Consider the following 22,155-nt stretch of genomic DNA (forward strand, 5'->3'; position numbering starts at 1 on the left):
CAACGCTGCACACGGAAGGGCCGCAGCCCGCGCGTCACGGCGTGGGCGTCGCCACCCACGGACCCCACGGCGTGCCCGGCACCTGGTTGCGGGTCCACCAGCGGGCGGTCCAGCGCTGCCCGTCGTGCACGACGACGTCCCCGGCGGTGAAGACGCGTGTCGGCGTCCACACGGGAGCGCCCGCGAACGTGGCCGCGAGCTCCTGCCAGGCGCCCGTCGCCGTCGACCCGGGCGTCTCGCCGCGCGTCCACCAGCCCGCGCGGAACTCCCGCCCCTCGTGGTGCACGACGTCACCGGTGTCGTACGTCGCCCCCCGCTGCCACACGGGCGGCGGGACGTCCCACGGCGCCGACGCCGCGTCGTCGGAGTGGTACGGGTACTCCCGCACCCCCTCGACGTCCGCGACGACCTCCGGCGTCCGCACGCCGCGTAGGTGGTACTGGATCGCCGACAGCAGGTGCGCCGCGTCCTCGGCGCCGTGCGTGTGCCCGCCGTGGTGGAACGCCAGGCCGATCGCGTCCTCGGCGCCGAGGAAGCGGTAGGCCCTCGCCGCCGCACGTGTGCTCATCGCCATCGACTCGGGGTTGGTGCCCCAGTCCGAGAACCCGCCGGTGACGACGAGCGGGCGTGGCGCGACGAGCGCCATGACGGAGTGCTGGTCGAACGGCAGCCGCAGCGGCGCGGGTGTCGACGGCTCGCGGAACTCCCCGAACACGGTCGTGAACCAGGCGGCGTTGCCGCCGAACGAGTTGTTGATCGTCTCGACGTACGAGTTCACCGACGACGCCTCGTCGGTCGCCCACGCGTACGGGGTGCCGCCGTTCTCGACCCGGTAGTCCTTGCCGGCGTGCTGGTAGCGCCAGCTCGACGCCCCGGCCGTCCCGGAGCCGTTCGGCGCGACGACGGCGATCCGCTCGTCGAACGCCCCCGCGACGAGGGCGCCCTTGCCGTAGCGCGAGTGCCCGGTGACGGCGACGGCCGCGGGGTCGAGGTCGGCGAGCGCGCGCTCGCCGTGGCCGGGTCGACGTACGCGAGCGCGTCGACGACGCGGCTCACGCCCCACGCCCAGCCCATGATCGTGCCGGTGTCGGCGCCGACGACGTCCTTCTGCCAGGGAGAGAAGTCGTAGTAGACGCCCGTGCGGTTCTCGTTCGCGACGTCGGTCGGGGTGTACGCGATCGTGGCGATGCCGTTCGCGTGGAACGCCTCGGCGCCGGGGACGTTCCCGAAGCCGACGACCACGGGGTACGGCGGCGCCCACCCGGAGTCCGGGTCGGGCATCTGCAGGGTCGCCGCGAAGGACCGCGTGAGGACCTCGCCGTCGACCTCCTGCGCCATCTCGACCACCACGGCCGGGCTCGTCACCGAGCACCAGCAGCCCCAGTCGAACCCACTGCGCTCGCCGAGCCGGGCGGTCAGGGAGTCCGGCGCGGGCGCCTGGTAGCCGTACTGGTAGTACTGCGCCATGCCGGCGATCTCGTCCCGGCGCTCGGCCCAGTCCTCGGCCGTCCCGACCCGCGACCCGTCGAGGAAGCGGAACAGGTCCGGCATCGCCGCCTGCGGCTCGTAGCGCTTGGGGTCCGGGTACGGGCCCGTGCGCTCGAGCGCGTGCAGCGCGGCGCGCAGGTCCGCGTCGGCGGCGTCGACCGCGTCCTGCGTCGCCGCCTCGTCGGCGAGCACGGCGCGCGCGGCGGCCAGCGGCGCGTCGAGCACCTGCGGGTTGTCGTACACGGCCGGCACGACGCGACCGGCCTGCGTCACGGCGTAGAACAGGGGCACCTTGTCCACGCGGTCCGGCACGACGTCGGGCCGCTCGCCCAGCACGACGGACCCGAAGACGTTCGGGCGCTGCCACTGGCTGCCCGTGCCGTCGTGCCAGAACAGCTGCCCGACACGGGTGCCACCGGCGGCGTCGTTCACCTGGACGTCGAAGCCGAGGCGCGTCCCCGCGGCGAGGTCGACGTCGAGGTCGCCCACGGCGAACACCGACTCCACCACGTACCCGCCGTCCTGCACCCGCGTGTGCGAGATGAGCCGGTCGTCGCCGCCGTGGTCGAACGACGGCCGGTTGTCGTGGCTGATCCGGAACTGGAAGTCCTGCAGGGGCACGTAGGTCGTGTGGCCGGCCGACTTGTCGTCCGCGAGGTCGAGGAACACCTCGACGGAGTCCTGCGCGTACAGCTGGCCGGAGCTCGCGTCGAGCACCGGGTCGGTGACCTCGACCAGCGTGTACAGGTAGTCCTCGTCCCACAGGGACCGCACCTGCGCGGTCGCGGCGGGGCTGCCGGACGAGCGGGTCAGGGGCACGGCGGCCACGTCGGCCCACAGGGGGTCCACCGCGGCGGCGCCGATGTTGGGCGAGCCGTACCCGACGACCAGGGGGTCGTCCGGGTCGCCCGGTTCGGCGGAGGCGGCGCCGGGCAGCAGGGCGCCGGCGAGCGTCGCGGCCGTCAGCACGGCCACGACGCGGGGCAGGGTGCGTCGCATCAGGACTCCTTCGTCCTCACGAGCACGGCCCGCCCCGTCGCGGGCCGTGCGGGGGCGGCCGCAGGCTCGCGGCCGGTCCGCCGCGCGGCGGGGTCCCTCCTCCCCGCCGCGCGGACGTCAGTAGATCCGGCGCCCCGAGGCGTCGGGCACGCCGGACTTGCGGAACACGTAGGTGCGCACCTGGTCCCGCCACTCCGTCGCCGAGCGCAGCTGCTCCGCGAGCCGCTCGGTGACGCGCGCGTGCAGGGCGTCGTCGACGAGCCCGGCGAGGTCCGCCCACGCGCCGACCATGCGCTCGACCTCCTCGACGGCGTCGGCCCGCGAGTCGTACACGTGCTGCACGACCGTCGTCCCCGACTGCAGGCGGTGCTCCCACGGCACGTGGTGGAAGAACAGCAGCAGCTCGTCGGGGCACGTCGCGACGTCCTCGTAGACGTCCCGCCACGGCGCCTCGTACTGGCCGGTGTACCCGGTGCCGGTGGCGCGGGTGCGGTCGACGCCGATGCCGTCGCGGTCGGCGAAGTGGTACGTGCCCCACGGGCTGTACTCGTACCCGTCGACGGACGGGCCGTAGTGCGAGCCGGGCGTCACCATGAACCCGACGCCGAGCGGGGCCGTGTAGGCCTCGTACGTGCGCCACGACCCGTCCATGAGGCGGTGCAGCGTCGCCCGCACGCGGGGGTCCGCGCCGGGGAACGTGAGGCCGACCCACTCGTCGAGCAGCGCGACGGGGTCCGCCTCCGGGTCCCACGCCAGGCGCGCGAACGCGTAGAGGTTCGCCTGCGCGAGCGGGTGCCCGGTCCAGAACGCGTCGTCGCCGACGTTGGAGACCGCGACGACTCCGCCGGCGCGCCGGGGAGCGGCCTCCGGGCCGTCGGGGTCGTCCACGTCGGCGGGACCGGGGAGGCCGGTCACGATCTGCGCGACCGTGCGCGTCGCGTTCTGGGTGAGCGGGAAGCGCAGGATCTCGCTCCACCACGGCCCCAGGTAGCACACGTGCTTCTGGTGCCCGGTGTACTCCTGCGTCACCTGCAGCTCGACGGCCACGCGGGTGCGCGGCATCGCGCCGATCACGGGCGAGACCGCCTCACGCGTCTGGAAGTCGAGCGGACCGTGCTTGACCTGCACGACGACGTTGTCGTCGAACCGCCCGTCGAGCGGGTGGAAGTGGTCGTACGCCGCCCGCGCACGGTCGGTGGACCGGTCGCGCCAGTCCTGCGTGTGGTTGTACACGAAGGCGCGCCAGAACACCGTGCCGCCGTGCGGCGCGACGGCCCGCGCCAGCAGGTTCGCGCCGTCGGCGTGGTCGCGCCCGTACGCGAACGGCCCCGGCTGCCCCTCGGAGTCCGCCTTGACGACGAACCCGCCGAAGTCCGGGACGGCCGCCCACACGCGGTCGGCCGCCTCGGCCCACCAGCGCTGCACGTCGGGGTCGAGCGGGTCGGACGTGGGCAGCCCGCCGAGCGTCATCGGCGCCGCGAACGACACCGACAGGTACGTGCGGACGCCGTGCGGCCGGAACACGTCCGCGAGGCGCGCGACGTCGGGGAGCCCGTCCGTGAGGAGCCGTGCCTCGGTGCGGCCGACGTTGACGTTGTTGAGCGAGACCGCGTTGACGCCGACCGAGCCCAGCAGGCGCGCGTACGCGCCCACCCGCGTGAGGTCCTCGCGCACGCTGCCGGCGTCGAACCACAGCGACCCACCCGAGTACCCGCGCTCGACCTGGCCCATGACGGGGTGCACGTCGACGTTGTCCCAGTGGTCGAGCATGCGCAGCGGCGAGACGGGGAGGTCGAACACCTCGTCCTCACCCGGCGCCCACGCCCGCTCACCCTCGCGCACGAGCGCGTGCAGGCCGTACAGCAGCCCGCGGTGCCCGCCCGCCACGACGTACGCCCGCCCGTCCCGGCGGCCCAGGAGGAAGGACTCCTCGCCGATCGGCGCGCTCGCGTCACCGGTGAGGGTGCCGCCGCTGGCCGCGCCCACGAGGTGCGCGTTCGGGTCGGTGGTGGGGTGGGCGAACCGCGCGGACGCCGCCCCGACCTGGGCCGCACGCACGGCGACGACGAGCGTGACGTCGTGCTCCGCGACCGCGTCGGCCTCGACCGGCGCGTCGGCGGTGCTCACCGTGAACGACCCGCCGAACAGCCGGGTCGCGCGGCGCACCTCGGCGACGACGGTGTCCGCGACCGGACCGGCCTCCGGCCCCAGCGCCACGAGCACGCGCCGCGACCCGAGCGGGCGGAACGCGGCGTCGGGGAGCCAGGCGTCGTGCCAGTGCTGCCGGGCCGCGTGCTCGGTCGTGGCGCTCACCAGTCGTGCACCGTGCCGTCCTTGAGCCGGTTGAACGGCAGGTACGCCGTCTCGTACGGGAACCGCTTCGCGGCCTCGTCGTCGTGCTCGACGCCCAGGCCGGGCTCCTCGCCCGGGTGCAGGTACCCGTCGGTGAACGTGAACGAGGTCCGGAACACCTCGTACGTCGTCGCGGAGTGCTGCATGTACTCCTGGATCCCGAAGTTGTGGATCGCCAGGCCCAGGTGCAGCGCGGCCGCCATGCCGACGGGGGAGATGTCCGTCGGCCCGTGGAAGCCGGACTTGATCTGGTACTGGGCGGCGAAGTCGACGATCCGGCGCAGCGACGTGATGCCGCCGGCGTGCGTCACCGACGAGCGGACGTAGTCGACGAGCTGCTCGCGGATGATCGTCTGGTAGTCCCAGACGGTGTTGAAGACCTCGCCGATCGCGAGCGGCGTGACCGTGTGCTGCCGGACCAGCCGCAGCGCCTCCTGGTTCTCCGCGGGCGTGCAGTCCTCGAGCCAGAACAGGTCGTACGGCTCGAGGTCCTTGCCGAGCCGCGCCGCCTGGATGGGCGTCATGCGGTGGTGCCCGTCGTGCAGCAGCGGCAGCTCGGGGCCGAACTCGTGGCGCACGGCCTCGAAGACGCCGGGCAGGTGGCGCATGTACGCGCGGGTGTCCCAGTCCTCCTCGGCGGGCAGCGGCGCGCGCTGCGCGGGCTCGTAGTCGTACCGGCCGGACGTGGACGGCTGGGCGGCGACGCCGTAGACGGCGTTGATGCCCGGCACCGAGGTCTGCACGCGGATGGACCGGAACCCCTCGTCGAGGTGGCGCCGGATGGAGTCGAACAGCTCCGGCAGGTCGCGTCCGGACGCGTGCCCGTACGCCATGAGGCCGCTGCGGCTGGCGCCGCCGAGCAGCTGGTAGAGGGGCATGCCGGCGATGCGGGCCTTGATGTCCCACAGCGCCATGTCGACCGCGGCGATCGCCGCCATGGTGACGGGCCCGCGCCGCCAGTACGCGCTGCGGTAGAGGAACTGCCAGGTGTCCTCGATCCGGTGCGCGTCCCTGCCGATCAGCAGGGGGACGACGTGGTCGGTCAAGTAGCTGGCGACGGACAGCTCACGGCCGTTGAGCGTCGCGTCGCCGAGCCCCACGACGCCGTCCTCGGTGACCACGCGCAGGGTCACGAAGTTGCGTCCGGGGCTGGAGACCAGCACCTCGGCGGTGCGGATCGCGGTGGACATCGGTGTCACTCCCTCCGCCCGCACGGCGTCGGCGGGCTGTCGCGAGCCTAAGCAGGGCTGCCGCGGGATGGCAATCGTGTGCCATGCTTTGCCACACGATGTGCCACGGAAAGGAGGCGTCGTGAACGGCAGGCAGCCCACGCTGCGCGACGTCGCGGAGAAGGCCGGCGTCGCCGTGTCCACCGCCTCGCGCGCGCTCACCCGCCCGGGGCGCATCAGCGCGCACACGACCGAGCGCGTCCGCGCCGCCGCGGACGCCCTCGGGTACACCCCGAGCGCGTCGGCCCGCGCACTGTCCTCCGGACGCACGACCACCGTCGCGCTCGTCGTCCCCGACGTGACCAACCCGTTCTACTTCGGTCTCGTCCGCGGGACGGGTGCACGCCTGCGCGAGGGCGGGTACGTGCAGGTGCTCGTCGACACCGAGGAGTCCGCCGAGGCCGAGGCGCGTGCCCTGGTGGGTCTGCGCGGCACCGTCGACGGCGCGGTGCTCGCCGCGTCCCGCCTCGCCGACCAGCGCCTCTCGGAGCTCGCGGCCGACCTGCCGCTCGTCGCGGTCAACCGCACGAGCCCGTCGTTCGCCGCACCGAGCGTGCTCATCGACACCCCCGGCGGCCTGGTCCAGGCGCTCGAGCACCTGGCGTCCCTCGGCCACCGGCGCATCGCCTACGCCTCCGGCCCCCGCACGTCCTGGTCCGACAGCCGCCGGCAGGCCGCGCTGCACCCCGCCGCGGCCCGCCTCGGGCTCGAGGTCACCGTCATCGGCCCGTACGCCCCGGTCCGCACCGCCGGTCCCGCCGCCGCCGACGCCGCCGTGCAGGCGGACGTCACCGCCGTCGTCGCGTTCAACGACCTGCTCGCGTTCGGGGTGCTCGAGCGGCTCGACGCCCGCGGCGTCGACGTGCCGGGCCGGATGAGCGTCGTCGGCTGCGACGACGTCTTCGGTGCCGACCTCGTGCGGCCGGCGCTGACGACGGTCGCCTCCCCGATGGAGCGGGCCGGGCGCCTCGCCGCCGACCTGCTCATCTCCCGGCTCGAGGGCACCGCGCCGCTCGCCGGGTACGGCGCCGAGCCGGCCGTCCTGCCGACGCACCTGGTCATCCGCGGGTCGACGGGGCCGGCGCCCGCCTGAGGGTCGACGGGCCGTCCCGCGCAGAGAGACGGTGTTCTCCCGGCGCGTACGCACGCCGTGCGTACGCGCGCGAGGGGACCCGGTCCCGCGCCGACGCGCCGGTGGCGACACGCCGTCGGCTCCCCGGTGGCTCGCGCGGCCACCGACCGAGCCGACCGGGCCGGCGCCGCGACGGACCTCCGGGGTCCCCCGGCACCGCCGCGGACCTCTCAGGCGCCGCCGTCCAGCGCGGCGAGCGTCTCCAGGACACCGTCGGCGTAGCGGTCGAGCTTCGCCGCGCCGACGCCGCCGATCGTGCCGAGCTCGGCGCGGGACCCCGGCCGGCGCGTGGCGATCTCGCGCAGCGTCGCGTCGTGGAAGACGACGTACGCGGGCACGCCCTGCTCCTTCGCCGCGCCCGCCCGCCACGCGCGCAGCGCCTCGAACGCCGTCGCGTCGCCGCCGGTGAGGTCCGCCGCGGCCGCGGGCCGCCCGCCGCCGCGGCGCTCACGGGCCGCGCGCCCGGTCCGCTCCGGCTCCCGCCGCAGACGGACCGCGCGCTCGCCGCGCAGGACGTCGGCCGACCCCGGCGTGATGCGCAGCGTGCCGTAGCCCTGCGTGTCGACGGCCAGCAGCTCGGCCGCGAGCAGCTGGCGCACCACGCCCCGCCACTCGCCGTCGGACAGGTCCTGCCCGATCCCGAACGTCGAGAGCGCGTCGTGCCCGAGCTGGCGCACGCGCGGGGTCTCCTTGCCGCGCAGGATGTCCACCACGTGCCCGACGCCGTACCGCTGCCCGCGCTGGTCGAGCCGCACCACCGTCGACAGGAGCTTCTGCGCGGGGACCGTCCCGTCCCACGACTCCGGCGGCTCGAGGCACGTGTCGCAGTTGCCGCACGGCCCGTCGGACGCCTGCCCGAAGTACGCGAGCAGCTGCACACGCCGGCAGTCCACCGTCTCGCACAGCGCGAGCATCGCGTCGAGGTGCTGGGTCAGGCGCCGCCGGTGCTCGGCGTCCCCCTCGGAGCCGTCGATCATCTTGCGCTGCTGCACGACGTCCGCGAGCCCGTAGGCGAGCCAGGCGGTGGACGGCAGCCCGTCGCGGCCCGCGCGCCCGGTCTCCTGGTAGTAGCCCTCGACCGACTTGGGCAGGTCGAGGTGCGCGACGAACCGCACGTCCGGCTTGTCGATGCCCATGCCGAACGCGATCGTCGCGACCATCACCAGGCCGTCCTCGCGCAGGAACCGGGACTGGTTCTCGGCCCGGACCCGCCGGTCCAGGCCCGCGTGGTACGGCAGGGCGTCGACGCCGTTGCGCACCAGCCACTCGGCCGTCTGCTCGACCGACGCACGGGAGAGGCAGTAGACGATGCCGGAGTCGCCGTCGTGCTCGGTGCGCAGCAGGTGCAGCAGCTGACGGCGCGGGTCGTCCTTGGCGACGATCCGGTAGCGGATGTTCGGGCGGTCGAAGCTCGCCACGAACTGCCGGGCGTCCTCGAGCTGCAGGCGCTGGCAGATCTCGCGGTGCGTCGCGGGGGTCGCCGTCGCGGTGAGCGCGATGCGCGGCACGTCCGGCCAGCGCTCGTGCAGCACCGACAGCTGGAGGTAGTCGGGGCGGAAGTCGTGCCCCCACTGCGACACGCAGTGCGCCTCGTCGATCGCGAACAGGGCGACGTGCCCGCGTCCCAGCAGGTCCAGCGTCTCGGGCACCCGCAGGCGCTCGGGCGCCAGGTACAGCAGGTCCAGCTCGCCCGCGAGGAACGCGTCCTCGACGGCGCGCCGCTGGTCCCGCTCCTGCGTGGAGTTGAGGAACCCCGCCCGTACGCCGAGCGCCGACAGGGCGTCGACCTGGTCCTGCATGAGCGCGATCAGCGGCGAGACGACCACGCCCGTGCCCTCGCGCACCAGCGCGGGCACCTGGTAGCACAGCGACTTGCCGCCGCCCGTCGGCATGAGCACGACCGCGTCGCCGCCCGCGACCACGGTGTCGACGATCGCGGCCTGCTCACCGCGGAAGGCGTCGTAGCCCCAGACGCGGTGCAGCACCTCGAGCGGGGTGCCGTGCGACGGCGCGGGCGGGCCCGGCTCGGCGGCCCGGGCGGGGAGCGGGCGGCGCGGCGCCGCGCGTCCCGGTCCGTCGGGCGGGGAAACGTCCGGGCCCCACGGGTCGGCGGGCGGCTCCCAGGCGTCGGCGGGCGGCTCGACGTCCCACCACGGCGGCTCCTCGCCGCCGTCGGTCCACGCGGGCGGCTCGTCGACGTGGGGCGCGGCGTGCGCCGGCTCGTCCGACGGCCGCCGCCGGCGGGTCTCGGGGGAGGCGGGGTCCGGCAGCACCGGACCACCCTACGAGGCCGTGGCGGCCCACGGGGCGGGCCGGCCCCGCCTGTGGAGGAGCCGTGGACCTGCGGCGCGGGACGCCCCCGGTTCCCTAGGCTGGCGGCCATGGGAACCGCACTGGTCACCGGGGCGAGCGCCGGCCTCGGCCTGGAGTTCGCGTGGCAGCTCGCCACCGCCAAGCACGACGTCGTCCTCGTCGCTCGTGACGAGCAGCGCCTCACCCGCCTCGCCGCGCAGCTCGAGGCAGCCGCGGGCGTGCGCGCCGAGGTGCTCGCCGCCGACCTGACCGACCGCGCCGACGTCGAGCGCGTCGCCGAGCGGCTGCGGGCGGACGAGCGGCCGGTCGGCCTGCTCGTCAACAACGCGGGCTTCGGCATCCACCAGCGGTTCGTCGGCGGCGACATCCACCGCGAGGAGGAGGGCCTGGACGTCATGGTCCGCGCCGTCATGGTCCTCTCGCACGCGGCGGCGGGGGCGATGGTGCGCCGCGGGCGCGGCGCGGTCCTCAACGTCGCGTCGGTGGCGGCGCTGCTCGCGTCCGGCACGTACTCCGCGCACAAGGCGTGGGTGCGCACGTTCACCGAGGGCCTCGCCGTCGAGCTCAAGGGCACGGGCGTCACGGCGACGGTCGTCTGCCCCGGCTACACGCACACCGAGTTCCACGCCCGGGGTGAGATCGACACCAGCGCGTACCCCGACGCCGCCTGGCTGAACCCCGAGGACGTCGTCGCCGCCGCGCTGGCCGACGTGCGCCGCGGCGTCGTCATCTCCACGCCGAGCCTGCGCTACAAGGCCGCGTCCGCGCTCCTGCGGACCCTGCCCCGTCCGGCGGTGCGCGCGTTCGGCCGGTACCGCAAGGGGCTCGAGCTGCCCGACGAGCCGTCGCCGGCCGAGGCCGCCCGGCAGGACTGACGCCCGCCCGCCGTCGCTAGGCTGCCGCCCGTGACCTCCGACCTGTCGCCCACCCCCCGCGAGCAGCTGCGGGACCTCCTCGTCGAGCTGGCCGTCGTGCACGGGCGCGTGACGCTGTCCTCCGGACGCGAGGCGGACTACTACGTCGACCTGCGTCGCGCGACGCTGCACCACCGCGCGGCCCCGCTGATCGGCCACCTCATGCTCGACATGCTCGAGGAGGCCGGGCTCGGCACGGCCGAGGTCGACGCGGTCGGCGGTCTGACGCTGGGCGCGGACCCCGTCGCCACCGCGCTGCTGCACGCCGCCGCCTCCCGGGGGCAGGACCTGGACGCGTTCGTCGTGCGCAAGGAGGCGAAGGCGCACGGCATGCAGCGGCGGATCGAGGGGCCGGACGTCGCGGGCCGCCGCGTCGTCGTCGTCGAGGACACCTCCACGACCGGGGGCTCGCCGATCACCGCCGTCGAGGCCGTCCGCGAGGCGGGCGGCGAGGTGCTGGGCGTCGCCACGATCGTCGACCGCGCCACCGGCGCGCGCGAGCGCATCGAGGGCGAGCTCGGCGTGCCCTACCACCACCTGTTCGGGCTCGCGGACCTCGGCCTCGAGTGATGGACAGCGGGACGCTCGGCCTCGTCCTGGTGCTGCTGCTCGTCCCGCTGATCGGCGTCGCGGCGTGGTGGCTGCAGAAGAAGCGCCACGAGCAGCTGGACGCGTGGGCCCGGGGCGTCGGCTGGGAGTACGTGCGCACGGACCCCGGCTACGGGCTGACCCGCCTGCACCGCAACCAGCCGTTCGAGCAGGGGCACACCCGCCGCGCGACCGAGGTGCTGACCGGTCGCTGGCAGGGCGTGCCCGCGGTGTCGTACACGTACGAGTGGTCGACCGGCAGCGGCAAGGAGCGCAAGACCCACGGGGCGCACGTCGTCGCGCTCGCGCTGCCGGCGTACCTGCCGGTGCTCGAGCTGACGTCCGAGGGCCTGGGCGCGCGCCTCGCGAAGGCGCTGGGCGCCCGCGACATGCAGACGGAGTCCGTCGCCTTCAACGAGGCCTACCGGGTCGTGGCGGGCGACGAGCGCGTGGGTCACGCGATCCTGCACCCGCGCCTGATGGAGCGCCTGCTCCACGCCGACGCCCGCGCCACGGACTGGCGCATCGAGGGCACGTGGATCGCGTCCTGGCGGAGCGGGCGCACCGACACCTCCGACATCGCGGGACGTCTCGGGGTGCTGCACGCGGTCGTGCGGGCGGTCCCGCGGCACGTGTGGCAGGACCACGGGTACGACCCGCTGACGCACGCCGGCGGCGCTGCGCCGAACGGCTGAGCGCGGGCGCCACCCGCCCACCCGGCCCGCCGGCGGCGCTAGCGTCCCGGTGCCGGGCGCGTGTCCCGGTGCCCAGGAGGGACGCCGTGGCACCAGCCGAGCACGGGGCCGACGCGCACCGGGCCGGGACTGCGCCGCCCGCCGGCCCTCCGGCGCCGGTCGCGCCGGACGAGTCGCTCGTCGCGGCGCTGCTGGACCCGTCCACGTGGCGGCCCGGCGCGCCCGCCCTCACGCCCGAGCGGGCGGAGCGGATGGTCCGCCACGACGTGCTGACGCTCGCCGCGGCGGGGCTCGACGGCCTCGGGAGCCTGCCCGGGCTCGTGCGGCTGGTGCGGCGCGTCCTGCGCCAGGTCCGGCGCAACCGCCGGTTCCGGGCGTGGGCGGCCGCGACGGGCTGGACGTACGCGCCGGTCGACGAGCACGTCACGTTCGCCCCGCCGTGGGCGCCGGCGACCCTCCTGTCGCGCCCGCTCGCGTTCGAGGTGCTGCACGGCACGTACCACGGCTGGCCCGTGTGGTCGTACACGTGCCGGCTCGTCTCCGACGGCGGGGACAGGACGGCGCCCGACCTGCACGTCGTCGCGCTGCTCCTGCCGGCGCCGCTGCCGCGCCTCGAGGTGTCGCCGGAGACGGCGCGGACGCGGCTCGGCACGGCCTTCGGCGGACGCGACATGACGCTCGAGTCCGTCGACGTCAACGCGGCGTACCGGGTCGAGGCGCAGGACGAGCGCGTCGCGCACCCGGTGCTGCACCCCCGCCTCCTGCAGCGCCTGCTCGACCCCGACCTGCGGGGCTCGCCCTGGCGGATCGACGGCCGCTGGCTCGTCACCCGGGCGGACGGCCCCACCGACCTCGACGCGCTGCCGACCCGCCTGGAGCTGCTGCGGACCGTGGCCGACGCGGTCCCGCGGCACGTGTGGGCCGACCACGGCGCGGCCCCTCGCTAGGATCCACTGACCCTCCCGCCCCCTCGGAAAGGCCCTCCTGTGACCGGTGGCACCATCGCCCTGCTCGTGGTCGGCGTGATCGTCCTGATCGTGCTGCTGTGGGCGGTCGCCCAGTACAACGGCTTCGTCCGGCTGCGGAACCTCGTGCAGGAGGCGTGGCGGCAGATCGACGTCGAGCTGCACCGGCGGCACGACCTGATCCCGAACCTCGTCGAGTCCGTCAAGGGCTACGCGGCGCACGAGCGCGCGGTCTTCGACGAGGTGACGCGGGCGCGTGCCGCCGCGGCCGGCCCCGCCGCGGGCCCTGCGCAGCAGGCGGCGCAGGAGAACCAGCTGACGGCGGCGCTCGGCCGCCTGTTCGCGGTCGCGGAGGCGTACCCGGCGCTGCGGGCGAGCGAGAACTTCCAGCAGCTGCAGGCCGAGCTGACGAACACCGAGGACCGCATCGCGGCGGGCCGCCGCTTCTACAACGCGAACGTCCGGGCGCTCAACACGAAGGTCGAGACCTTCCCGCCGAACGTCATCGCGAACATGTTCGGCTTCACGCGTGCCGAGTACTTCGAGGCGGACGACCCGCAGGTGCGCCAGGCGCCCGACGTGCGCTTCTGACGCCCGCGGCCCCGCTCGCGACGGCCCGCCCGGTGCCCGGCACCCGGCGGGCCGTCGTGCGTGCGGGGGGCTTCAGACCAGGTCGACGAGGTCCGCGACCGAGTCGAGCACGGCGGTGGGCCGGAACGGGAAGCGGTCGACGTCGGCGGCGCGCGTCGACCCCGTGAGCACGAGGTAGGTGCGCAGACCGGCCTCGATGCCGGCGACGACGTCGGTGTCCATGCGGTCGCCGACCATGACCGTGGTCTCGGAGTGCGCGTCGATCCGGTTGAGCGCCGAGCGGATCATCATCGGGTTGGGCTTGCCGACGAAGTACGGCTTGCGGCCGGTCGCGGCGCTGATCATCGCGGCGACCGCCCCGGTCGCGGGCAGGTCCCCCTCCGCGCTGGGGCCGGTGACGTCCGGGTTCGTCGCGATGAACCGGGCACCGCCCTGGATGAGACGGATCGCCTGGGTGATCGCCTCGAAGGAGTACGTGCGCGTCTCGCCCAGGACGACGAAGTCCGGCTGCGCGGCGGTCAGGGTGTACCCGGCCTCGTAGAGCGCGGTGGTGAGCCCTGCCTCGCCGATCACGTACGCCGAGCCGCCGGGCATCTGGTCGGTCAGGAACTGCGCCGTCGCCAGCGCCGACGTCCAGATGGCCCGCTCGGGGACCTCGATGCCGGTCGCCGCGAGGCGCGCGCGCAGGTCGCGCGGTGTGAAGATCGAGTTGTTCGTGAGGATGAGGAACGGGCGCTCGGCCTCCTGCAGCGTGCGGACGAACTCCGCCGCGCCCGGCAGCGCGGTGCCCTCGTGCACCAGGACGCCGTCCATGTCGGACAGCCAGGAGTGGATGGCGCGTTCCGTCATGGTCGTCAGGCTAGCCGCGGTGGCTACGCTGCCGGGGTGAGCGCCCACCACGCCGCCCCCGCCGCCCTCCCGCCGGAGCCCGACCTCGTCGACCCGCCGCGCCGCACCTCGTGGTCGCACGCACCGCTCGACGCGGTCCGTGGTGGGCTCATCGGGGCGGCCGAGTCCGTCCCGGGCATCTCCGGGGGCACGATCGCCCTCGTCGTCGGCCTCTACGACCAGCTCGTGACGGCGGCCGGCCAGGTCGTCCACGCGGGCCGGGCGCTCGTGACCGGCGTCGTGCGCCGCACGGGTGCGCGCGAGGCGCTGGCGTCCCTGCGGCGCGTCGACTGGCGGCTGCTCGTGCCCGTGCTCGCCGGGATGGTCGTGGTGCTCCTGGTGTCGCTGCGCACGATCGCACCGCTGCTGGAGTCGCACCCGGTGCCCACCCGGGCGGTCTTCCTCGGCATGATCGCGGCGTCGGTGGTCGTGCCCCTGCAGATGATGCCGCGTCGCTTCCGGGCGCTGGACGCCGCGCTCCTGGTCGTGGGCGCGGTCGTCGCGTTCCTGCTCGCCGGGCTCGCGCCGGCGGAGGTGAGCGACCCGTCGCCCTGGTACGTGTTCCTCGGCGCGGCGCTCGCGATCAACGCGCTCGTGCTGCCCGGCGTGTCGGGGTCGGCGCTGCTCGTGGTGCTCGGTCTCTACGTGCCGGTGCAGGCCGCCCTGGACGATCGCGACCTCGGGTTCGTGGCGGTGTTCGCGCTCGGTGCCGCGGTCGGGCTGGCGTCCTTCGTCAAGCTCCTCCAGTGGCTGCTGCACCACCGCCGGCAGGGCACCATGGCGGCGCTCGCCGGTCTCATGGTCGGCTCGCTGCGGGCGCTGTGGCCGTGGCAGGACGAGGACCGGGGGATGCTGGCGCCCTCGGGCGACGTGGTCGGCCCGGCCCTGCTCGCCCTCGCAGGTGCCGCGGTCGTGCTCGCCCTGATCCTGTGGGAGCGCCGGCGCGTGGCGCGCGCGGCCACGACCGGCTGAGCCGGGGCCCCCGATGCGCCCCACCGTGAAGGACGTCGCCACGCGCGCCGGCGTCTCGCCCAAGACCGTGTCGAACGTGATCCACGGGCGGGTCTACGTGCGGCCCGAGACGCGGGAGCGGGTGGAGCGGGCGCTCGCCGACCTCGACTACGTGCCGAACCTCGTCGCCCGGGGTCTGCGCAGCGGCCGCTACGGGCTCATCGCCCTCGCGCTGCCGGACCTGTCCACCGCCTACTCGGCCGAGCTCGCCCACCACTTCGTCGAGGAGGGCCACGCGCGCGGGTGGGGTGTGCAGGTGGAGGAGACGGCCGCCGAGCCGCACCGCGAGGTGGAGCTGCTCTCACGGGCCCGCTCGCAGCTCGTCGACGGCCTCGTGCTCAACCCGGTCTCGCTCGAGGACTCCGTGGTGGCGGACCACGTGGGCGAGGGGCGCGCCCCGCTGCCGCCGACCGTGCTCATCGGGGAGGTCGTGCAGGACCGCACGGACCAGGTGGGCGTCGACAGCGTGGCCGCGGCGCGCGACATGACGGCGCACCTGGTGGCGACCGGCCGGCGCCGCATCGCCGTGGTCGGGGCGCCGGGGCTCATGGAGACGGCCGCGGCGCGGCAGCGGACGGAGGGGTACCGGCGGGCGCTGGCGGAGGCCGGCCTGCCGCACGACCCGGCCCTCGAGGTGTCCGCGGCGGCGTGGACGACGGAGGCGGCCGTCGCCGCGGTCGGCGACTTCCTCGAGCGCGAGCCGCTGCCCGACGCGTTCTTCTGCTTCACCGACTCGATGGCGCTCGCGGTGCTCGGCCTGCTGTGGCAGCGGGGGGTGCGGGTGCCGCAGGACGTGGCCGTGGCGGGGTTCGACGACGTCGCGCCGTCCCGGTACGCGGTGCCGCCCCTGACGACGGTGGCGTTCGACCTGCGGGGGTTCGCCGCGACGACGCTCGACCTGCTTGCCGCCCGCATCGAGGACCGGGACCGCGCGCCACGGCGGGTGCTCCTGCCGCACCGCGTCGTGGTCCGGGAGAGCACGGGCGGGGTCCCGGTGCGACCGGCGCGCACCGAGCGCGCGACCGCGGAGGCCTGAGCCGCGACACGTCCGCTCTGTCCGGCGGCCTCCTGCTTGTCCTGGCGTTCCAACGATGTAATGATCTCCGGGACGGTGACGGCGCCGCGGTCCGGGAGGGCCGGTGGCACCGCCGCCGCCGGACGAGGTCCGTTCTGTCTCACGAAGGAGTGATGACATGGGCATCCGACGACCCCACCGCGCCCACGTCCCCGTACCGTCCTCCGCCAGGCCGCCCGACCCAGGCGGTGGCCTGACGCGCCGGCAGGTCCTGCTCGGGTCGCTCGCCGCGGCCGGCGGGGTCGCGACGGTCGGCGCGCTCGGCGGGTGCAGCCCGGCCGCCGTGGCCGCCGGCGGAGCGGTGCCGCTGTCCTACTGGCACCTGCTCAGCGGCGGTGACGGCATCGTCATGGCGAACCTCGTCGAGGAGGTCAACGCCATGGGCCACGGGTACGACGCCACCCAGACCGTGCTCGCCTGGGGCGCGCCGTACTACACCAAGCTCGCCATGGCGAGCGTCGGCGGCCGTGCCCCCGACGTCGCCGTCATGCACGCCTCACGCGTCGCCGGGTACGCCCCGGGTGGCCTGCTCGACCCGTGGGACCTCGACCTGCTCGCCGACGTCGGCGTCCAGGAGGGGGACTTCCTCGAGCGGGTCTGGCAGAAGGGCACGCTCGACGGGAACGTCTACTCGATCGCCCTCGACTCGCACCCGTTCATCCTCATGTACAACACCGACGTCGCGGCGCAGGCCGGTGCGCTCGGGCCCGACGGCCGCCTCGTGCCGATCGAGGACCCCGAGACGTTCCTCGAGGTCGCCCGGGCCATGCAGGCCGTCACGGGCGGTCACGGCGTCGCGTACGGGTACCTCGGCGACGGCGCCCAGATGTGGCGGCTCTTCTACACGTTCTACAAGCAGCACGGTGCGGACTTCGACCTGTCCGGCGACAAGGCGAAGGTGGACGTGGACGCCGCGGTGTCGTCGCTGGAGTACATCCAGCGCATGCTCGACGGCACGGTGGCCACGCCGAACGGCGACTACGGGACGGCCGTCTCGGAGTTCGCGTCCGCCGAGGCCGGCATGTTCCTCACCGGCGTGTGGGAGCTGCCGACCATGAAGGCCGCCGGGTTCGGGCTCGACGCGCAGCCGATCCCGACGCTGTTCGGGACGCCCGCCGCGTACGCCGACTCGCACGCGTTCACGCTGCCCCACCAGAACGACCCCGACCCCGAGCACCGGCGGGCCACGTACGAGTTCGTCGCCGACCTGCTGAAGAACTCGCTGCCGTGGGCGGAGGCCGGGCACATCCCGGCGTTCCAGCCCGTGGTCGAGAGCGAGGACTACGCGCAGCTCACCCCGCAGGCGAACTACGCGCCGGCCGCGGAGATCCTCAACTACGACCCGGAGGCGTGGTTCACCGGGTCGGGGTCGGACTTCCAGAACTACTTCCTGGAGACCGTGCAGAACGTGTTCCTGCAGGGTGCCGACCCGCGTGAGGGCTTCGAGGCCTTCGTCCGACGCATCGACGTCCAGCTCGCCAAGCCGAACCCGGTCTGAGCCGTCCCGTCCCTGTCCCGATCCGACGAGGGAGTCCGATCGTGTCCTCCGCAACACTCGGCGCCCGGACCGGCCGTGCCCGCGCGGGCACCGCCGCACCGCAGCGCACCGTCACCAGCACGCAGCGCTCGCGCGACACCCGCATCGGCTGGGCGTTCGTCGCACCGTTCGTCGTCGTCTTCGCCATGTTCCTGCTGTGGCCCCTGCTGCACGGCCTCTGGCTCAGCTTCACGGGCGAGAGCATCACCGGCGCAGGCGGCTCGTTCCTCGGGTTCGCCAACTACGCCGAGGCGCTGTCGGACCCGATCATGTGGCGCTCGATGCTCAACACCGTGTGGTTCACGGTGCTGTCCACCGTGCCGCTCGTGCTCGTCGGGCTCGTCATGGCGCTGCTCGTCTTCCAGGGACTGCCCGGGCAGTGGCTGTGGCGGCTGTCGTTCTTCATGCCGTTCCTGCTGGCGTCCACGGTCGCGGCGCAGTTCTGGATCTGGATGTACAACCCGCAGCTCGGGCTCGTGAACGCGCTGCTGGGCACCGTCGGCATCGAGGGCCAGGCGTGGTTGCAGGACCCGCGGTGGGCCATGCTCGCCGTCGTCGTCGAGACGCTGTGGTGGACCGTCGGGTTCAACTTCCTGCTCTACCTGACGGCCCTGCAGAACATCCCCGAGCAGCAGTACGAGGCCTCCGCGCTCGACGGCGCCGGCCGGTGGCGCCAGCTGTGGTCGATCACGCTGCCGCAGCTCGGGCCCACCACGGTGCTCATCGTGCTGCTGCAGGTCCTGGCCTCGCTCAAGGTCTTCGACCAGATCTACATCATGACGCAGGGCGGTCCCGGCGGGACCACGCGTCCGCTCGTCCAGTACATCTTCGAGTCCGGCTTCACGGGCTACCGGTTCGGCTACGCGTCGGCGATCGCGTACGTGTTCTTCGCGGTCATCGTCATCATCTCGGTCGCGCAGCTGCGGTTCACGTCGCGGAGGAACCAGGCATGACCACCACCGTCGCACCCCAGCCGAACGCCGCCTACCGTCCCGGTCCGCGCCGCACCGGACGCCTGGCCGCCTCCGCGAACCTGCGCGTGGGCGAGCGGTTCGCCAGCCCGGGCCGCGTCGTCGCGATCCTCGCGCTCGTCGTCATGGCGGTCACGTGGCTCCTGCCCTTCGTGTGGGCCGTCATCACGTCCTTCAAGTCCGAGGCCACCGCGGCCGCGACGCCCGTGACCCTCCTGCCCGAGGACGGGTTCACCACCGACGCGTACGCCAACGTGCTGCGCGAGGGGAACGTCCCGCTGTGGACGTGGAACAGCCTGCTCACCGCGACCGCCATCACGGTCGTCACGCTCGCCGTCTCGGCGCTCGCCGCGTACGCGCTCGCGCGCATCGACTTCACCGGCCGCAAGTGGCTGTTCTACCTGATCATCGCCTCGATCATCGTGCCGCCGCCGGTGCTGATCGTCCCGCTGTTCTACGAGATGCTCACCCTGAACCTCGTCGACACGTACTGGGCGATCATCCTGCCGCAGCTCGTGCACCCGGCCATGGTGTTCATCCTCAAGAAGTTCTTCGAGCAGGTCCCCGTCGAGCTCGAGGACGCCGCGCGCATCGACGGCGCCGGCCGGCTGCGCGTGTTCTGGAGCATCGTGCTGCCGCTGTCGCGGCCGATCCTCGCGGCCGTCGCGATCTTCGTGTTCATCGGCGCCTGGAACAACTTCCTGTGGCCGTTCATCATCACGTCCGACGCGTCCCTCATGACCCTGCCGGTCGGCCTGCAGACCGTGAAGAGCGCGTACGGCCTGCAGTACGCGCAGACGATGGCGTCGGCCGTGCTCGCCGCGCTCCCGCTGGTGATCGTCTTCCTGTTCTTCCAGCGGCAGATCATCCGCGGGTTCTCCACGACCGGCTTCGGCGGTCAGTGACCCGCACCCGCACCACCGCACCGCAGCCGTCGCCGTCCCGGGGCACCACCGGCGCCCCGGGACGGGCGGCCCGTCCCACCCGAGGAGCCCCATGACCCGCGCACGCCTGACCCTCGACCGCGACTTCACGGCCGGGCCCGTGCCGCACCGCCTGTTCGGCTCGTTCGTCGAGCACATGGGCCGGTGCGTCTACACCGGCATCTACGAGCCCGGCCACCCGGCCGCCGACGAGCAGGGGTTCCGCACCGACGTCCTCGAGCTCGTGCGCGAGCTCGGCGCGACCGTCATCCGGTACCCCGGCGGCAACTTCGTCTCCGGCTACCGCTGGGAGGACGGCGTGGGCCCGCGCGAGGAGCGCCCCGTCCGCCTCGACGGCGCGTGGCACACCGTCGAGACCAACCAGTTCGGCCTGCACGAGTTCGTCGACTGGGCGCGCGTCGCCGGGGTCGAGGTCATGGAGGCCGTCAACCTCGGCACGCGCGGCGTCGAGGAGGCGCGCGCGCTCGTCGAGTACGCGAACCACCCCGGCGGCACCGCGTGGTCGGACCTGCGGCGCAAGAACGGGCACGCCGAGCCGTTCGACATCCGGCTGTGGTGCCTCGGCAACGAGATGGACGGCCCGTGGCAGATGGGCCAGAAGACGGCCGAGGAGTACGGGCGCATCGCGACCGAGGCGGCCAAGGCGATGCGCCTGGTCGACCCGACGATCGAGCTGGTGGCGTGCGGGTCGTCGAACTCCGGCATGCCGACGTTCGGCTCCTGGGAGCAGACCGTCCTGCGGCACGCGTACGAGCACGTCGACTACATCTCGGCGCACGCCTACTACCAGGAGGTCGAGGGCGACCACGGGTCGTTCCTGGCCAGCGCGGTCGACATGGACTACTTCATCGAGTCCGTCGTCTCCACCGCGGACGCCGTGCGCGCCGCGGGCAAGCACAAGAAGCACATCGACCTGTCGTTCGACGAGTGGAACGTCTGGTACCAGACCGGCAAGGAGACGCCCGACCAGCCGCACGTCATCGAGCGCGAGGCCGTCTGGCGCGAGCACCCGCGGATCATCGAGGACGAGTACGGGGTCACCGACGCCGTCGTCGTCGGGACGCTGCTCAACTCCCTGCTGCGGCACGGCGACCGCGTGAAGGTCGCCAACCAGGCGCAGCTCGTCAACGTCATCGCCCCCATCCGCTCCGAGGAGGGCGGCCCGGCGTGGCGGCAGACGATCTTCTGGCCGTTCGCGCGGACCGCCGCGCTGGCGAAGGGCGAGATCCTGCGGCCCGTCGTCGCCTCCGACCGGTACGGCACCGCGCGGTTCGGGGACGTGGACCTCGTCGACGTCTCCGCCACGTGGGACGAGGAGAACGGGCGCGTCGCGCTGTTCCTCGCCAACCGCGGGCTCGACGAGGCGGCGGACGTCGCGGCGACGCTGCGGGGCTGGCGGCTCGGCCGGGTGCTGACGGCCGAGGTGCTCGACGTCCCCGAGGGCGGCGACCGGTACACCGCGAACACGCAGGAGAACCCGGACGCCGTGGGCCTGCGTCCCCTGGGCGACGTCACGGTCGACGGCGAGCAGGTGGCGCTGCGCCTGCCGCCGCTGTCGTGGGCGGTCGTGCAGCTGGAGGCGACCGCGGCCTGACCGTCGCGCGTGCGACGCGCGGCCGGGTGGCGGGTCCGCCGCCGGCCGCGCCGGGACCCGCCCCGGTGCGCAGGTGCGCACCGGGGCGGGGTGCGCCGCGGGGGATGATGCGGCCGTGGACGGCGAGCGGCCCGGGGACGAGCGGGCGGGGGACGAGCGGGCGGGGGACGGGCCGGGGGAGCCGCGCGCGCAGGCCGCGCCCGAGGTCGGCGTCGGCCCCTGGCCCGGCGGCCCGGACGCGTGGCCGCGGGTGGCCGGGCCGGGCTCGGCGCTCGACCCCCGCTACGACCCCGAGCTGCTCGCGCACGGCGACCGCCGCAACGTCGTCGACCGGTACCGCTACTGGACGGTCGAGGCGGTGGTCGCCGACCTCGACACCCGCCGGCACGCGTTCCACGTCGCCGTCGAGAACTGGGCGCACGACCTCAACATCGGGTCGGTCGTCCGCACCGCGAACGCGTTCCTCGCCGCCGAGGTGCACGTCGTCGGGCGGCGACGCTGGAACCGCCGCGGGGCGATGGTCACCGACCGCTACCAGCACGTGCGCCACCACCCCGGCGTGGACGACCTGCTGACGTGGGCCGCCACCGCGGGCCCGGACGGCGGTGCCCTGCCCGTGCTCGGCGTGGACAACCTGCCCGGCTCGGTGCCGCTCGAGGGGTACCCGCTGCCGCGGGAGTGCGTGCTGCTCTTCGGCCAGGAGTCGACCGGCCTGTCCGACGCCGCGCGCGCCGCCGTCGTCGACGTGCTGCACATCGCCCAGTACGGCTCGACCCGCTCGATCAACGCGGGGGCCGCGGCGGCGATCGCGATGCACGCCTGGGTCGTGCAGCACGCGGGGCCACCGGCCGACTGAGGGACGCCCTGCG

General features: G+C 74.4%; 19 protein-coding genes. 13 read left to right on the top strand and 6 right to left on the bottom strand.

The features are described 5' to 3' along the window. Positions 1–34: 34 nt before the first annotated feature. The 4 genes from GC089_RS02750 to manD all read right to left on the bottom strand — a co-directional run bounded on the left by GC089_RS02750 (position 35) and on the right by manD (position 6,029). On the bottom strand, positions 35–778 hold the full coding sequence (locus GC089_RS02750; RefSeq protein WP_196250798.1) for a carbohydrate-binding protein: 744 nt from the start codon (positions 776–778) through the stop codon (positions 35–37). After that, on the bottom strand, positions 775–2,487 hold the full coding sequence (locus GC089_RS02755; protein WP_155376381.1) for a sugar-binding protein: 1,713 nt from the start codon (positions 2,485–2,487) through the stop codon (positions 775–777). Before GC089_RS02755 ends, GC089_RS02750 begins: the two co-directional genes overlap by 4 nt. Positions 2,488–2,604: 117 nt before the next feature. Continuing rightward, positions 2,605–4,800, bottom strand: a complete 2,196-nt coding sequence (locus GC089_RS02760) for an alpha-glucuronidase (protein WP_230685017.1) — start codon at positions 4,798–4,800, stop codon at positions 2,605–2,607. Continuing rightward, positions 4,797–6,029: a D-mannonate dehydratase ManD gene (gene manD / locus GC089_RS02765; protein ID WP_155376382.1), complete on the bottom strand. Its 1,233-nt coding sequence runs from the start codon at positions 6,027–6,029 to the stop codon at positions 4,797–4,799. Before manD ends, GC089_RS02760 begins: the two co-directional genes overlap by 4 nt. A gap of 121 nt (positions 6,030–6,150) precedes the next feature. On the opposite strand from manD, the gene GC089_RS02770 reads away from it, so the two are divergent. Beyond that, on the top strand, positions 6,151–7,161 hold the full coding sequence (locus GC089_RS02770) for a LacI family DNA-binding transcriptional regulator (RefSeq protein ID WP_230685018.1): 1,011 nt from the start codon (positions 6,151–6,153) through the stop codon (positions 7,159–7,161). 209 nt (positions 7,162–7,370) lie between these two features. Here GC089_RS02770 and recQ read toward each other — a convergent pair whose 3' ends face one another. Then, positions 7,371–9,473, bottom strand: coding sequence for a DNA helicase RecQ (gene recQ / locus GC089_RS02775; protein WP_155376383.1), 2,103 nt, complete (start codon positions 9,471–9,473; stop codon positions 7,371–7,373). Positions 9,474–9,581: 108 nt separating this feature from the next. On the opposite strand from recQ, the gene GC089_RS02780 reads away from it, so the two are divergent. The 5 genes from GC089_RS02780 (at position 9,582) to GC089_RS02800 (ending at position 13,266) form a co-directional block, all read left to right on the top strand. Then, the gene (locus GC089_RS02780) at positions 9,582–10,388 is read left to right on the top strand and encodes an SDR family oxidoreductase (RefSeq protein WP_155376384.1); all 807 of its coding nucleotides are present in this window, start codon (positions 9,582–9,584) and stop codon (positions 10,386–10,388) included. Between the two features lie 30 nt (positions 10,389–10,418). Further along, positions 10,419–10,997: an orotate phosphoribosyltransferase gene (gene pyrE, locus GC089_RS02785; protein WP_155376385.1), complete on the top strand. Its 579-nt coding sequence runs from the start codon at positions 10,419–10,421 to the stop codon at positions 10,995–10,997. Continuing rightward, positions 10,997–11,710, top strand: a complete 714-nt coding sequence (locus GC089_RS02790) for a hypothetical protein (protein ID WP_155376386.1) — start codon at positions 10,997–10,999, stop codon at positions 11,708–11,710. Before pyrE ends, GC089_RS02790 begins: the two co-directional genes overlap by 1 nt. An 86-nt stretch (positions 11,711–11,796) precedes the next feature. Then, positions 11,797–12,657, top strand: a complete 861-nt coding sequence (locus tag GC089_RS02795; protein WP_155376387.1) for a hypothetical protein — start codon at positions 11,797–11,799, stop codon at positions 12,655–12,657. Positions 12,658–12,696: 39 nt separating this feature from the next. Continuing rightward, positions 12,697–13,266, top strand: a complete 570-nt coding sequence (locus tag GC089_RS02800) for a LemA family protein (protein WP_155376388.1) — start codon at positions 12,697–12,699, stop codon at positions 13,264–13,266. A gap of 72 nt (positions 13,267–13,338) precedes the next feature. Here the strand turns inward: GC089_RS02800 and GC089_RS02805 are convergent, their stop codons facing one another. Then, positions 13,339–14,115, bottom strand: coding sequence for an HAD-IIA family hydrolase (locus GC089_RS02805; RefSeq protein WP_155376389.1), 777 nt, complete (start codon positions 14,113–14,115; stop codon positions 13,339–13,341). Positions 14,116–14,151: 36 nt separating this feature from the next. Between GC089_RS02805 and GC089_RS02810 the strand changes: the two genes are divergently transcribed. The 7 genes from GC089_RS02810 (at position 14,152) to GC089_RS02840 (ending at position 22,142) form a co-directional block, all read left to right on the top strand. Further along, the gene (locus GC089_RS02810) at positions 14,152–15,126 is read left to right on the top strand and encodes a DUF368 domain-containing protein (protein WP_155376390.1); all 975 of its coding nucleotides are present in this window, start codon (positions 14,152–14,154) and stop codon (positions 15,124–15,126) included. Between the two features lie 13 nt (positions 15,127–15,139). Then, positions 15,140–16,201, top strand: a complete 1,062-nt coding sequence (locus GC089_RS02815) for a LacI family DNA-binding transcriptional regulator (RefSeq protein WP_155376391.1) — start codon at positions 15,140–15,142, stop codon at positions 16,199–16,201. A 157-nt stretch (positions 16,202–16,358) separates the two neighbouring features. Then, entirely contained in the window at positions 16,359–17,738 is a 1,380-nt protein-coding gene (locus GC089_RS02820) for an extracellular solute-binding protein (RefSeq protein ID WP_155376392.1), read from the top strand. A gap of 41 nt (positions 17,739–17,779) precedes the next feature. Continuing rightward, a complete protein-coding gene (locus tag GC089_RS02825) occupies positions 17,780–18,730 on the top strand; it encodes a carbohydrate ABC transporter permease (protein WP_370514061.1) in 951 nt (316 codons plus the stop codon). Then, positions 18,727–19,653 carry a carbohydrate ABC transporter permease gene (locus tag GC089_RS02830; RefSeq protein WP_155376393.1) on the top strand — a complete coding sequence of 309 codons (927 nt, stop codon included), beginning with the start codon at positions 18,727–18,729 and terminating at the stop codon, positions 19,651–19,653. The genes GC089_RS02825 and GC089_RS02830 overlap by 4 nt, the downstream gene beginning before the upstream one ends. Before the next feature lie 91 nt (positions 19,654–19,744). Further along, a complete protein-coding gene (locus GC089_RS02835) occupies positions 19,745–21,286 on the top strand; it encodes an alpha-N-arabinofuranosidase (RefSeq protein WP_155376394.1) in 1,542 nt (513 codons plus the stop codon). Between the two features lie 115 nt (positions 21,287–21,401). Continuing rightward, on the top strand, positions 21,402–22,142 hold the full coding sequence (locus GC089_RS02840; RefSeq protein ID WP_230685019.1) for a TrmH family RNA methyltransferase: 741 nt from the start codon (positions 21,402–21,404) through the stop codon (positions 22,140–22,142). Positions 22,143–22,155 lie beyond the last annotated feature (13 nt).

It is taken from the genome of Cellulomonas sp. JZ18 (genome assembly GCF_009720485.1).
Lineage (GTDB): Bacteria > Actinomycetota > Actinomycetes > Actinomycetales > Cellulomonadaceae > Cellulomonas.